Consider the following 14159-nt stretch of genomic DNA (forward strand, 5'->3'; position numbering starts at 1 on the left):
AGGAGATGGATCTTGTTGTCAACGCCCATTTACGATGTGCTGCATATTACTTCGAATGTATCTGTGATCGTGGTTTCGATTGCGCTAATGCTGATTTCGGGCTTTATCATGACACGGGTCACCAAACGTCTGCGTCTGCCGAATGTCACGGCATATATTGTTGCGGGAATCCTGCTGGGACCGTACTGCTTCAACCTGATTCCTGCCGGGATCGTGGATGGAATGAGCTTTATTGCCGATATCGCCCTAGCTTTCATCGCATTCAGCACCGGCGAATTTTTCAAGTTTTCGACGCTGAAAAAGAGTGGTACAAAGGTTTTGGTCATTACCATTATGGAGGCCTGCCTGGCTTCGGCGCTGGTATTTGTTGTGGTCTATTTTGGCTTGGGCTTGGAGCTGAATTTCTCCATCGTCCTGGCGGCGCTGGCTTCGGCGACGGCCCCGGCCTCAACGGTAATGACCATCCGGCAAACCCATGCCAAAGGCGACTTTGTGGAAACCCTTTTACAGGTGGTTGCACTGGATGACGTTGTAGGCCTGTTGGCGTATAGCATCGCCATCTCGGTGGCGCTTGCATCCATGACCGGTAATTTTCAGGCCGGAAATATTATCCAGCCCATTGTTCTGAATGTCCTGGTGTTTGCGCTGGGTGGTCTGTTCGGATTCTTCCTGAAACTGCTGCTGCACAAGCGCTCTACGGACAATCGACTGATTGTGTCGGTGGCGCTGCTGTTCGCGTTCTGCGGCATTTGTGCTGTCTTTGATGTGTCTCCGCTGCTGGGGTGCATGTCGATGAGCATGGTTTATATCAACTTGACGGATGACGAGCGTTTGTTTAAGCAGCTGAACTATTTCAATCCGCCGATTCTTCTGTTGTTCTTTGTTCGGTCGGGAGTCAATTTTGACCTTGGAGCCTTGGTGAATACATCGGAGAGTATCGGCTCGGTCTCGCTGCTGCAAATCGGCGTAGTGTATTTCCTGGTGCGAATCCTGGGCAAGTATTTAGGAGCTTTTTTTGGCTGCGCAATGACTGGAAAAGATCATCTGGTCCGCAATTATCTGGGTCTGGCGCTCATCCCCCAGGCAGGTGTCGCGATTGGTCTGGCAGCCATGGGCGCGCGTACTCTGGGCGGAGAGACAGGAGATATCCTGGAAACAGTTATCTTGGCTTCCAGCGTTCTGTATGAGTTGATTGGACCGGCCTGTGCAAAATTGTCCTTGTATCTGTCCAAGTCCTATTCCAATAAGCTGGAAGATCTTGTCCCTGAAGTGGAACAGGCGGAAAATACCGGCGAACCCAAAACAGAAGTGGAACTTCTGATCGAACGAATCCAAGCTATCCAAAAAGAGCTTCCCAAGCACGATGACCCTTTCTATGAGGATGAAAAAGCCTTTTCAGAAGCGGCAGAAGAACACTACGCCATGATGGCTTTTCCTACGACAAAGATTGGCAGAAGAAGAGGGAGGGTGCAGTTATGAAACAACTTTCATTGTTTGCACTGTCTGATCCGATTGCGAAATTGTTGGGCAGCTGGTCGGTGGAGCTTACGACATATTCTATCCTGCTGCGGCTGGTTATGGTGATTTTGTTGACGTCCATCATCGGCTTTGAACGCTCCAGCAAACGGCATTCCGCTGGTTTGAGAACATTTGTTCTGATTTCCTTTACATCGTCGGTTGCGATGATTCTGGATCTATATCTAATGCAGGAATATCGGATTGGTTTTCCACTGTTGTCCAGTGCGACGATTGTGGCAACGGCAATGATTTCTGGAAATTCTATCATTTTCAGCTCCCGGAGTCAGATCAAGGGATTGACCACTTCGGCAGCGCTTTGGTTCTGTTCTTTCCTGGGATTTGTGGTGGGGGCGGGACAGTATACCCTGACCCTAATTGTTTATCTGCTATTCCTCTGTATCCTGACCTGGTTCCCAGCTATGGAGGTTTATTTGAATAACCGGTCCAATCACTTTGAAATTCACCTGGAACTGAAAAACAGCAATTATCTGAGGGATTTTGTGACGGTGAGCCGTCAGCTGGGTCTGCGCATTGATGATATCGAAGCCAACCAGGCCTATGTGGGTTCCGGGTTGAGTGTTTTTACCATCACATTTACTATTTTCAGTGCAGAACTCAAAAAATATAAGACTCATCGCGAAATTATCGAGGCACTCAGCTCGCTGGATTATATCTATCACATCGAAGAGCTGCGCTGAACATTGCAGGAAGAGGAGCTGTCGTCTATGATTAAGAATATTGTGTTCGATATGGGAAATGTGCTGATTCGTTTTGACCCAGAACTTTTTATGAGTCGATATTCGCTGTCTGAGGAGGAAAAGATCCTTTTACGCCGTGCTGTGTTTCACTCTGCAGAATGGGTTATGCTGGACCGGGGGGTGTTGGACGAATCGACTGTCGAAAAAAATATTCTGCCGCGGCTTCCGATTCCTTTGCGGAAAATTGCCTGTGAGTTGATTGAACAGTGGAATGAGCCATTGATTCCGATCAAAGGGATGATTGAGCTTCTCACTAGCCTGAAACAGCAGGGATACCGACTGTATTTACTCTCCAACGCAGCTGCACGCCAACATGACTATTGGTCAAAAGCAGCGGTCAGTATCTTGATGGATGGGACTATGATTTCGGCGGATGTTAAGCTATTGAAACCAGATCCGCGGATTTACCAGATCTTTCTGCGAAAGTTTAATCTTAGTCCGGAAGAGTGCGTTTTTGTTGATGATACACCGGTAAATGTAGAGGGCGCACTCTATGAAAATATGGCGGGAATCGTATTCCATGGGGATGTGGATGCTTTGAAAAAAGATCTTAGAGCGCTTGGTGTAGATATTTGAATTGTTTGTATTTGGAGAATCACATATGTTAATTTTATTTGGAGTTCTTCTCGTGCTTTTTTCCACATTAAGTGGCCTACTGGGAATTAGGCTTTTGCAAAAATCAACTAAAAACAAACAGACGGCTCTGGGGGCATTTACAGATCGAAGAAATGGGATTAGTTGTATTTTGCTTTCATTCTTGTTTCTTTTGATTGATATTTGTATCAACCTTTAAACAACCATAAACTCAGGTTTCTCTGATAATTAGTTTTTCAATTGCCGCAACAAAGGTAAATAAGCTTATATGCCCGGTTTTGCGGCTTGCAAAAGACATTTTCCTTCATATTCTCCTTCATGAGCAAGAGGGCGCAGTTGGTTTAGAACCTGCTGTGCCCTCTTGCGATTATATAATCACTAAGATAACCAATATGTTGCAGCATCTAACCATTGACCCTGAACTTCAAGGTGAGATCTCTCCGCTTCGTGAGAAAAAGCTGAAACAACTGGAAAATAATATGAAGGGATGGTCACCAACTCGCTGATCGTCTGGAACCGCGTATTCGTGGATGGTCATAACTACTACCACATCATTTAATAACACTCGAAGATTCAGTTTACTACCTATGAGAAACATTTTCTTGACCGGTACACAGTCATTGCCAGAAACTGTAAGAACCAGCTGGGACGACATAACTTGTTATAGACACAAAGAGTGAAGGCGGTGGGTGTGAACTTGATAAATCACACAGGTAGAAGATTTTGTTAAAAATTGTATCGTTCTGTTTTGGAATGGCAATTTTTATTTTCATTGGGAGGTAAAAGAACAACTATGAGTAAAAAACTCAACCAGTTAATAAACCAAAAAGTGAAAGCAGAGAAGCAACTGCTTGCTGCCCAATACAAAGAAAAATATCTGGAACATGAAGTAAAGAGTTTGACAAGAAGAGAACGTACACACCGTCTTTGTGTCCGAGGAGGAATGCTAGAAAAGTTTTTAAGAGAACCTAGCTGGCTGCGAGATGAAGATGTGCTGGAACTGCTGGCGTTTGTTTTTCAAACTGAAACAGCTCAGAAGAAGTTGAACTCTTTAATTGAAAAAAGACAAACAGAATTTTCAGAAACACCAACAAAAATCCCTTGTGATGAACAAGGGCGCAACTATACACCGGTAGCCCGGTGCGTTGCGTTTTGCGAAGCCCCTTGCAGGGAGCAGATGACCGTTGCAAATAATTTGCTCTGTTCATCCAGGGGGAGCGTTGCTTCCCCTGCGCTGGCTGATGCCAGCTACCCCCTTTGATACCTTTCGGCCTCAAGAAAACAGAACTTGACATAAAATTTTTATTCCGTTACTCTTAGATAAGAGTTACCGGTAGCTCTTTATTGAGTCAATAAGGAGCGTGTAAAAATGTATCATGCACATTTTAGGGGAACACACTATGAAGCTGGTTTTCGGTGGGGTTCCTTACTATTAAAACACCAAAATATAATTTTGAAAAACATTCCGTTTGAAATTACCCAGGAACGAATCGACTATGCACTGTCTTGTCTCCCGATTTATAAAAAATATTATCCTGAAATTATAGAAGAAATTCAGGGGCTTGCGGATGGACAACGGTGTGATGTTCGTGTCTTACAGGCAGTACTGTTCAGTATGTACGCTATGCCGCCAACTTGTAACTGTTCCTGCTTTGCGTTCGCTGCCGGGGAGGAAATTCTTCTGGGACGGAATAGCGATTTTTTGACAGAAATTGAAAAGCTAAATCTAAATGTAATTTATAGGTTAACCGATGGAGCGTATTCCTTTAACGGGAATACCACTGCGTTTGTAGAGGTCGAGGATGGGGTCAACGAATATGGTTTGGCTGTTGGGTTGACCTCTGTTTACCCCCTTGAGCGCAAACCGGGTTTTAATGCGGGATTGCTTCTCAGATATCTGTTGGAAAAATGCAAAACTGTATCGGAAGCGGTTTCTTGTTTACACCAATTGCCGGTTGCCTCTGCCCAAACGCTGATATTGGCAGATATGTCAGGAAAACTGGCCCTTGTGGAATGCGATTCGGAATGTGTAGAAGTTATATCGTCCTGGAGCGAGACTCATTCATTTGTTTGTGCTACCAATGCCTTCCATCTTGCGAGGATGGCGGAATATAATAGCGTGGGTGTGGACAATTGGTTCGCAGAGTCAAGGTTTCAGACGTTGCTTTCTGCACTGCAAAACGCTAAAAATCTCGACCTGACATTTGCAAAAAAGCTGTTGTCTGGCGATTATGGTTTTCTTTGTCAATATGACAGAAACACCGGTAAGGATACGGTATGGTCCGTTGTTTATGATTTAAAACAACATAAGATTTATCGCAGCGAGGGAAATCCTAGACATCGCAGCTTCAAGGAAGATGCCCGCTTTCATTTTTGAGTTTAGCGGTCAAACACTGAACAACTAAATCCAAGCCGCCATCTGCGGCATAACCGAGCAGGAAATCAGAAATGGTTTCCTGCTTTTCTTTTTGTCCAGAAGGAGGTGAATACTCTGCCCAATCCTCACTTTGACATCACCATCACCCAGCGCAGCAAGGGACAGTCGGCGGTGGCAGGTGCCGCCTACCAGAGCGGAGAGAAGTTGTTTTCGGAGTACGACCAGAAAACCAAAAACTACTCCGGCAAACGCGGTATCTTGTACACGGGAATCATGCTGCCGTCTCACGCTCCGCCGGAGTACGCAAACCGGGAAACCCTCTGGAACTCGGTGGAGGCCGCCGAGAAGCAATGGAACGCCCAGCTGGCCCGGCGCTTTGTACTGGCCCTGCCCAAAGAAGTCCCGCCGGAACAGTACCCGCAGATGGTTCGGGACTACTGCGAAAAGCAGTTTGTTTCCAAGGGGATGATTGCTGACTTTGCCATCCATGACCCAGCCCCGCCCGGACACAATGTTCACTGCCATGTGATGCTGACCCTCAGAGCTATGGACGAGCATGGGAAGTGGCTCCCCAAAACTCGGAAGGTTTACGACTTGGATGAGAACGGTGAACGCATCCGTTTGCCGTCTGGCAACTGGAAAAGCCACAAGGAGGATACTGTAGACTGGAACGACCAGAAGTATGCGGAGATCTGGCGGCAGGGATGGGCCGACACGGTCAACCGCTACCTGGAAGCAGCAGGCCGAGAGGAACGACTCGACCTACGCTCTTATGGGCGGCAGGGCCTGGATGTGATTCCCACCGTTCACATGGGGCCTGCGGTGACCAAGATGGAGCGGCGTGGCATCCAGACCAACATCGGCAATCTGAACCGAGATATTAAAGCAGCCAATCAGATGCTGTCCGCGATCCGTAAAACCATTCGGGGGTTGCTGGACTGGATTGAAGAACTGGTTCAGTCAGAAAAAGAGCTGCTGAAAGAAGCTGCTTCCACAGACCTTGCTTCGCTTCTTAACGATTACCTTGATAAGCGAAAGGCGGAACGGAGCGAGTGGTCTTGGTCAGGGCAGCAGAAGGGCGCAGTCAGGGACTTAAAGAGCGTATCGCAGGCAGTATTCTATTTGCAAAAGAATAAGATTTCCACGCTGGAACAGCTGAACGCCGCTCTCTCAGATGTGAAACAAAAAGCCAGCCAGGCCAGTACCGGCATGAGAAAGGCCGAGAAGCGGATGAAGGATATTGCCGGGATTCAGAATGCCGTTGCGGTTTGCCAGGAGCACAAAACCGTCCATGACAAGTACCTGAAGATCGGCTGGAAGAAGCGGCAGGCTGCCTATGCCGAGAGTCACCAGGAGGAACTGAAAGCCTATAACAAAGCCTATCGCTACTTGAAGGCGCAGCACGTTGACCTGAACGTGAATTTGGATGCCCTGGAAGCGGAGTACAGCAAGCTGCAAGCAGATCACGCAGTCTTTGCCCGGCAGCTGGAACAGGTGCAGGCGGAGCTGAAACCGCTGAACGAGGTCCGCTACTGGGTCGGTCAGGTTGTTGGGGTGAAAAAAGAAGCTGAGCTGCGGTCAAAACAATCGGTGATCGGTAAAATTTATGAGAGCAGGGAAGAAACAAAAGGGCGCACAAAAGAAAAACAGAACGATCCGAAACAGAAGGAGAGAACAAAATAAAAAATCCCGTTTATACTGCCAACCATTCTGGCGCGTAAACGGGATTTCTTTCTTTAAAAATAGAGTGGGTCGGTTTATCAATATCCATCAGAGAACCAAAACATGGTGTACACCTACACATATTACAGCCAGTATCAGCTTATCAATATCCATCAGAGAACCAAAACTTGAGCGTGATAATCACTTCCCATCACCTCGTATCAGCTTATCAATATCCATCAGAGAACCAAAACATCTTTTGTCGCAACGGTGGCCTGTTTGGGTATCAGCTTATCAATATCCATCAGAGAACCAAAACGACGGCAGTTCGGACTTGTACTCCATCATTGTATCAGCTTATCAATATCCATCAGAGAACCAAAACTCCTTGCTCCACGTCGAAAGCATTTCGTTTGTATCAGCTTATCAATATCCATCAGAGTAAACAGCATTGATACCGTATCGGTTTATCAATATCCATCAGAAGTTCTAAGATAAGGCTTTACGCCGCAGGGTATGGTGGTATCCCTAATAATCCACCGTTTGGAAAATACGACAGCACTGGATTCCAGTGCTGTTTTTGTTTTATGCTGAGAATTTATTCCATTATAACGAATTGAAAAGATGTGTTCAAGGAAATGTTTTTCTCGTTAATAGTACCAGTTTTTTACTCTAAGCAAGTCAAAAGAAAGGCACCTGATTTGAAAACAAATCAGGTGCCTTTTTACTTGATTATATAAAATAGAAAAGGGGAAAATCATTTCTGAGCTAGCAAGAATTCTTGATAAAACGTATACAGGGAAAATATGGTGCTAATCCATTAAGCGAATGCCTCAATACAAAATAAAATTATAAAAGGAGCGATCAAATGGAAAATTTAAACCGATCCAACAACCAGAATGTCCCATTCATTAAACGTACCATCAACGGCCAGGAATTTACGGTGCTCATTCATTTTCAGGACGGGTGCCGTGAAAGCGCACAGGAAAAAGTCAAAAGAATGTTACGTGCTGATGTGCAAAATGCTGAAATTTCTGTTTGATTCGTAGAAAGTATTAAATTACTGTTGACATTCAGTTACTGGCAAAACCGCAAAATCCATCCTGATTTCCTGCGGTGCGCGCCTTGCCGTGTTCGACATCGCGGAGCTGCGGGAGGTCACGGCCTACGACGAGCTGGAGCTGGATACCCTGGGAGACCGGAAAACCGCCTTGTTCTTGATTATGAGCGACACGGACGATAGCTTTAACTTCCTGATCTCCATGTGCTACACCCAGCTGTTCAATCTGCTCTGCGAAAAAGCGGACGATGTGTACGGCGGGCGGCTGCCGGTCCATGTGCGGTGCCTCATTGACGAGGCCGCCAATATTGGACAGATCCCTCGGCTGGAAAAGCTGGTTGCCACCATCCGAAGCCGTGAGATTTCCGCCTGCCTGGTGCTGCAAGCACAGTCCCAGCTCAAAGCTATCTACAAGGACAACGCCGATACCATCATCGGCAACATGGATACCTCCATCTTCCTGGGCGGCAAAGAGCCGACAACCCTCAAGGAGCTGGCCGCCGTGCTGGGCAAGGAGACCATCGACACCTACAACACCGGCGAGAGCCGGGGCCGCGAGACATCCCATTCTCTTAACTACCAAAAGCTCGGCAAAGATATGCCATACTTGTTGGTGAAGAGTTCAGCTGCCTTGAATTTTACATGAACAGGGACACGATCAGCTGGATTTGGAGAAAAATCGAATACAGGAGGTCGCTTATGAAACAATTGCCGAAGAAAACCTGTCAAAACGGCATCGGCTATACGCTTGTCGGTGACTATTATATTCCCGACTTACAGTTGCCGGAGGAAAGCCGCCCCATTGGGATTTGGGGGCGTATGCACAAGGCTTATCTGGAGCAGTGCTATCCAGTCCGGTATAATGACCTGATCTTGACCGGCAAACTCTGGAGATATTTGAGCGATTTGAACGAGCAGGCACAGAACCGGCTGGATTGTATCATTGCCCAGATGAAAGAAGCTGAGGGAATCACAGAGGAATTGAAAGCCCAAGATCAGATTGCATGGGTCAGAGCCATGAACAGTATCCGCAGCCGTGCAGAGGAAATTGTTCGTCACGAACTGATCTATGATGCAAAGGAGGGGCTGTGAGATGGTGTTAGATGACTTATATTGTGGTAATATCTCCCCCGCAGAACAGGTAGTTCCCCATGAAAAAAAATACCGCAAGCTACATAGGTACACCGGAGAGCTGCTTACCGAGTTAGAGGAAAAACTTTCTGAAGAGCAGATGGAGCTGGTCAACCAGTTTCACACTCATGTGATTGATGTTCACTGTATGGAGTTAGAAGCACACTTTCAGTATGGGTTCTCTTTGGGAATGATGCTTATGAAAGAAGTACATACACTGTTGGATGAGTATCCCCGAAAAAATTAGACTTTAGAAAATGGAGGCGTTTAATGTATCTTGTTAGATTTGTCAGAAACGATGAGTCGATCGATGAATTGTACTATTATTTACAGGAAGAAGACGCTTTATATCACACAAGATTATTCAATAATGATGATTCTGGGCTTTATAAAAGAGTGGAGGTTGTTGAATATATTGGATCATATGAACGATTAGTTCACAGAATTTCACTATAAAAGAAAAAGGAAAAGTAACAATATAGTTGTTCCTTTTCCTTTTCTTAAATTAATTTAGGACAGTAAAATATAAAGTTTGGTCAAATCTTCTTTCGGGGCTAAGACGCTGTATGTAGCCTGGTTCAATAATTTCATTAACAACATTTTTAGGCAAAATTGGACGAACAATTCTATCCGATGTTACGTACTGGCGCCATTTTGAACCGCCAATTGCAAACTCTTTATCCGTTTGATTTCCAAAAGCCATTTGACGATAAATATCTACTACACGGATTTTTCCAGATTTACTGAGTTCCCAAATGCATCTTGCCAAACGTGCAGTTGCACGCATTGGTCGACTCATCGTAGTTGCTTCAGCCCCAGAACCATCAATGAACAAGCGTGAAAAAGCATAGTCACTCCATACAACAATATCAAACGCTTGATCGGCTAAGAGCGGAGACTTTCCTTGTGTTTTCCAGATGGTTTGCATAAGTAGTGGTTTTTGATGATGATAATACTCTTTTTGAAACGCATCGATACTACGACACAGCATTGGCATTTTGTGAGTCATTTCATAATCATTATCCCACATTTGTATTGAGGAGCAGGATTCTTCGAAAATTTCCCTTATGTGGTAGGCATGCTCTTTAACAGAGTCAAACATACCTAATGCACAATAAGATGTGGTGGCAGAACGAATGACAAGTTCACATCCCCACTTTTCTTCTGGTTGACGACTGGTTTGATCTGTTGGTAAGACGGTAAGTTTTACTTCTAACGGAGATAAATAATTTCCGTTAGTGTCCTTCACAACCAAATCAATCCCATCAATAGCATCAAAGGAGTATTGCTGGTAAGGCTCGAAAACAGATTCAAAATTGAAGTGCAAATCGCCAGGGTTCTTGTTGCCACAGTTAAATACTTGTTGAATAGGTATTTCATCCGCAACAACACATAATCTTCCGTTAATATAATCTAATCGAATATAAATAGCCGGAATGTTATTGGCCAGCATATAACAAGCTGTTGCGGTTGGATAGCTTGAATTAAAACAGTTTTTCCCCCAGTGATCGTCAACAGTACGATTTGAATGTTCAATTCCAAATAGTCCAGATGCCATATTTTCCCTCCTGACTTTTTGTAAAAAGACGTCAAATACTTGACGTCAAGATGTAATTTAATTATAATAAAAGAATAGTCGACATCTCGGTATTATTAATTTTTAATTATACCATAATTCGGCTGTAAACGAAAGGGGTCACCATGAGAACAGTAGATTTATTTTCCGGATGTGGTGGATTGTCGCTCGGGTTTCAAAAGCAAGGATTTGATATATTAGCTGCTTTTGAATGGTGGGATGCAGCAGTAAAATGCTATGAGGCAAATTTTTCACACCCAGTTTTCCAAATTGACTTATCTGATGTATCAAAAGCCGTTGAAGCAATAAAACCTTTTGCCCCAGACATAATTATTGGCGGGCCGCCATGTCAGGATTTTTCTCATGCAGGAAAAAGAATTGAAGCAGGTAGGGCAAGTTTAACAGATAGCTTCGCTGAAATAGTGTCTGTGATTAGGCCTAAATGCTTTGTTATGGAAAATGTAGATCGTGCAAGAAATAGCAATGCCTATTCTAGTGCTCGAAATATTTTTAAAAATGCAGGTTATGGCCTTACAGAAATTGTGCTTGATGCAAGTCGGTGTGGTACTCCTCAAAAGCGGAAACGATTCATCTGTTTTGGTATGCAAAACCAGCCTGATGGATTTGCACAAACCCTTTTTGACAAGAGGATTTCACAAAAGCCGATGACGTTGCGAGATTATTTCGGCAATACTTTGGGATTTGAATTTTATTATAGGCATCCACGAAATTATAATAGGCGAGCAGTTTTTTCAATTGATGAACCCGCACCAACAATGCGAGGAGTAAACCGACCTGTTCCTAAAGGTTATCCAGGACATCCGAATGATGCTTGTCCTGTAAATGAATCGCTTCATGTGCTTTCTACACAAGAGAGGGCGTGGATTCAGACCTTCCCCAAAGATTATATTTGGATTGGCAGCAAAACTGATGTTGAACAAATGATCGGAAATGCTGTGCCTGTTAATTTGGCGAGTTTTGTTGCTGAAACGGTAAAGTTGGCTGTGGAGGAAGACAGTCGTGATTGAAATAGATCAATTCAAATGTTGGTTGAAAGAAAATACCAGCTATTCAAATGCTGTTATTAGTGACACAGTATCACGAATTAAGCGTGCAGATGGAATTCTTGCTTGGCAGGATGATGATATATATTTGTTCTATTTGGAGAGAAAAGCTGAGTACAAGGCCTTATCTGTGTCGGTGCGTTCCCAAATTAAAAGGGCGGTAAAATTATATAGTGATTATCGAACACAAACCTATAATTTCTGAAAACTTGAAACTCCTAGTTTCCTAAGGAATCATATCGTAAAGAGGAGGACAGCTTATGGTAACAATCATTACCGGCACAACAAAAAAGCCAATAGCTAGTGAGTCATTGAAATCCTTTTTTCAAGTTCATACAGAACTTGAAGGCTATCTTTATATAGGATATCCGATTATCGGCACAGTAGATGGAGCTTATCCAATTGATGGGTTATGGATTTCTCCTAATAAAGGTCTCGTAGTCTTCAATTTAATCGAAGGCAAAGATGTTGAAAATTACCAAGATGAGCAGGATGACTGTGCTAATAAAATCGAAGCCAAACTTAAAGGCTATAGGCAATTAATGCAAAAAAGAACATTGTGTGTTGTTCCCAATGTTGTTACCTATGCCCCTGCCTTGAGGAAAAACGACACAGAAGATGAATTCTATCCGCTATGTATAAACGATAAAGAGCTTGAAGAATATATTGACACCCTAACATGGGAAAATGATAGCTATTACGAAAAATTGGTTTCTGTTCTGCAAGCAATCTCTAGTATACGAAAAGGAAAAAAACGCAGAGAAACTACAAATCCAGAGTCCAGAGGTGCAAAGTTAAGGAATTTAGAAGACTCGATAGCAAATCTGGACAATCAGCAAAGTCGAGCCGTTATTGAAACTGTAGATGGCGTACAACGAATTCGTGGTTTAGCCGGATCTGGAAAGACAATTGTATTGGCTCTAAAAGCAGCATATCTACATGCTCAACATCCAGATTGGAAAATTGCCGTTACATTTAATACTCGTTCTTTAAAGGGACAGTTGCGGCAGTTAATAAACACATTTTATATTGAGCAAACAAGTGAGGAACCTGATTGGGAAAATATTAATATAATACATGCTTGGGGCGCACCTGGTGGCGGTGAAAGAAATGGTATGTATTATATGTTTTGTGGGATAAACAATGTTGAATACTATGATTTTATGGCCGCAAGAAACAAGTTTGGCTCAAGCGATCCTTTTGGAGAGGCTTGTAATAAAGCGTTATCTGATGCACAAAAGTTTTTGCCACAATACGATGCTATTCTTGTAGATGAAGCTCAGGATTTTTCACCTTCTTTTTTAAGGCTTTGTTACGAGATGCTTCAGCCACCTAAGCGATTAGTGTATGCTTATGATGAACTTCAAAATCTCCGGTCTCAATCGTTGCCGTCGCCTGAAGAAATTTTTGGTTTGGCCGAAGACGGAACGCCCAAAGTAAGATTCAAACCATTTGAAGAAGGACAGCCTCAGCAAGATATCATTTTAGAGAAATGTTATAGAAATTCTCGACCGGCGTTGGTCACAGCACATGCTTTAGGATTTGGTATATATCGTAACCCACCTGCGCCAAAAGAATCCGGGATAGTACAAATGTTTGATCAAAGCAGTTTGTGGCATGATATAGGATATGAGGTAGCTGACGGAGCTCTTGAGGATGGAGAAAGAGTCGTTTTAAGGAGAACGAACCAAAGTAGCCCAGCTTTTTTGGAAAATCATTCTGACATTGATGATTTGATTGTGTTCAAAAGTTTTAAAACACAAGAAGAACAAGATGCTTGGGTTGCTATGGAGATTAAGAAAAACATCAACGAAGACGAGTTGCGGCCCGATGATATTATTGTAATAAATCCAGATCCGTTAACAACTAAACGAGTGGTTGCACCTATTCGCTCACTTTTGTTTCAGCAAGGAATACAATCACATACTGCTGGAGTAGATACTGCCCCCGATGTTTTCTTTTCTGAAAATAATGATTCAGTAGCATTTACAGGCATATATAGAGCCAAAGGCAATGAGGCTGCTATGGTTTATATTGTAAATGCGCAATCGTGCTTTGATTCATATTTCGATTTAGCAAAACTGCGTAATCAGCTTTTTACAGCTATTACTCGAAGCAAAGCATGGGTCAGAGTATTAGGTGTTGGACCTCAGATGGATGGACTTATTGCTGAGTATCAACAAGTAAAACAGCATAATTTCACCTTGGACTTTATTTATCCGACTAAACCACAGCGGGATCATATGAATATTGTTAACCGCGATATGAGTGATGCCGAAAAAGTTAAAATTAAAAAGAGCAAAGGGAATATTGCCAGTCTAATTGAAGAACTGGAAAGTGGCAGTGTTTTTCTTGAGGATTTGGGCGAAGATAAAGTTGAGCGTCTTCTTGCCCTCCTTAAAGGCAAGGAGGAATAGTG

General features: G+C 43.7%; 13 protein-coding genes, 1 pseudogene and 1 CRISPR repeat array. Of the genes and pseudogenes, 13 read left to right on the forward strand and 1 reads right to left on the reverse strand.

Features of this window, described 5'->3' with window-relative positions:
* Positions 1 to 15 precede the first annotated feature (15 nt).
* The 10 genes and pseudogenes from B5E67_RS12070 (at position 16) to B5E67_RS12115 (ending at position 9347) form a co-directional block, all read left to right on the forward strand.
* Positions 16 to 1479, forward strand: a complete 1464-nt coding sequence (locus tag B5E67_RS12070) for a cation:proton antiporter (RefSeq protein WP_242956972.1) — start codon at positions 16 to 18, stop codon at positions 1477 to 1479.
* On the forward strand, positions 1476 to 2216 hold the full coding sequence (locus tag B5E67_RS12075; RefSeq protein WP_087385499.1) for an MgtC/SapB family protein: 741 nt from the start codon (positions 1476 to 1478) through the stop codon (positions 2214 to 2216). The genes B5E67_RS12070 and B5E67_RS12075 overlap by 4 nt, the downstream gene beginning before the upstream one ends.
* 27 nt (positions 2217 to 2243) lie before the next feature.
* Complete coding sequence (locus B5E67_RS12080) at positions 2244 to 2852, forward strand: HAD family phosphatase (protein ID WP_087385500.1); 609 nt, start codon at positions 2244 to 2246, stop codon at positions 2850 to 2852.
* Between the two features lie 811 nt (positions 2853 to 3663).
* Entirely contained in the window at positions 3664 to 4131 is a 468-nt protein-coding gene (locus B5E67_RS12085; protein WP_087385501.1) for a DUF3847 domain-containing protein, read from the forward strand.
* A 108-nt stretch (positions 4132 to 4239) separates the two neighbouring features.
* Positions 4240 to 5247 carry a C45 family peptidase gene (locus tag B5E67_RS12090; protein ID WP_087385502.1) on the forward strand — a complete coding sequence of 336 codons (1008 nt, stop codon included), beginning with the start codon at positions 4240 to 4242 and terminating at the stop codon, positions 5245 to 5247.
* A gap of 105 nt (positions 5248 to 5352) precedes the next feature.
* Positions 5353 to 6930 (forward strand): MobQ family relaxase, encoded by a 1578-nt coding sequence (mobQ, locus tag B5E67_RS12095; RefSeq protein WP_275539318.1) that lies wholly within the window; start codon positions 5353 to 5355, stop codon positions 6928 to 6930.
* Between the two features lie 66 nt (positions 6931 to 6996).
* Positions 6997 to 7395: a CRISPR direct-repeat array (repeat unit 19 nt; unit sequence TTATCAATATCCATCAGAG).
* A gap of 382 nt (positions 7396 to 7777) precedes the next feature.
* Entirely contained in the window at positions 7778 to 7951 is a 174-nt protein-coding gene (locus tag B5E67_RS12100; protein WP_087385503.1) for a transposon-encoded TnpW family protein, read from the forward strand.
* A gap of 40 nt (positions 7952 to 7991) precedes the next feature.
* Positions 7992 to 8567: pseudogene (locus tag B5E67_RS12105) on the forward strand (TraG/TraD/VirD4 family protein); the annotation flags it as partial.
* A gap of 101 nt (positions 8568 to 8668) precedes the next feature.
* Positions 8669 to 9061 carry a TnpV protein gene (locus tag B5E67_RS12110; RefSeq protein WP_087385504.1) on the forward strand — a complete coding sequence of 131 codons (393 nt, stop codon included), beginning with the start codon at positions 8669 to 8671 and terminating at the stop codon, positions 9059 to 9061.
* 1 nt (position 9062) lies between these two features.
* A complete protein-coding gene (locus B5E67_RS12115) occupies positions 9063 to 9347 on the forward strand; it encodes a DUF6809 family protein (protein WP_087385505.1) in 285 nt (94 codons plus the stop codon).
* Between the two features lie 258 nt (positions 9348 to 9605).
* Here the strand turns inward: B5E67_RS12115 and B5E67_RS12120 are convergent, their stop codons facing one another.
* The gene (locus B5E67_RS12120) at positions 9606 to 10658 is read right to left on the reverse strand and encodes a HindVP family restriction endonuclease (RefSeq protein WP_087257635.1); all 1053 of its coding nucleotides are present in this window, start codon (positions 10656 to 10658) and stop codon (positions 9606 to 9608) included.
* Positions 10659 to 10801: 143 nt separating this feature from the next.
* Between B5E67_RS12120 and B5E67_RS12125 the strand changes: the two genes are divergently transcribed.
* Genes B5E67_RS12125 through B5E67_RS12130 form a run of 3 tightly spaced genes read left to right on the forward strand, consistent with a single transcriptional unit; the run spans position 10802 to position 14157 of the window.
* A complete protein-coding gene (locus B5E67_RS12125) occupies positions 10802 to 11704 on the forward strand; it encodes a DNA cytosine methyltransferase (protein ID WP_242956976.1) in 903 nt (300 codons plus the stop codon).
* Entirely contained in the window at positions 11697 to 11945 is a 249-nt protein-coding gene (locus tag B5E67_RS15950; protein ID WP_242956977.1) for a hypothetical protein, read from the forward strand. Before B5E67_RS12125 ends, B5E67_RS15950 begins: the two co-directional genes overlap by 8 nt.
* Before the next feature lie 55 nt (positions 11946 to 12000).
* Entirely contained in the window at positions 12001 to 14157 is a 2157-nt protein-coding gene (locus B5E67_RS12130; RefSeq protein ID WP_087385506.1) for an ATP-binding domain-containing protein, read from the forward strand.
* Positions 14158 to 14159 lie beyond the last annotated feature (2 nt).

Source organism: Faecalibacterium sp. An122 (assembly GCF_002160895.1).
Classification (GTDB): Bacteria; Bacillota; Clostridia; order Oscillospirales; family Ruminococcaceae; genus Faecalibacterium.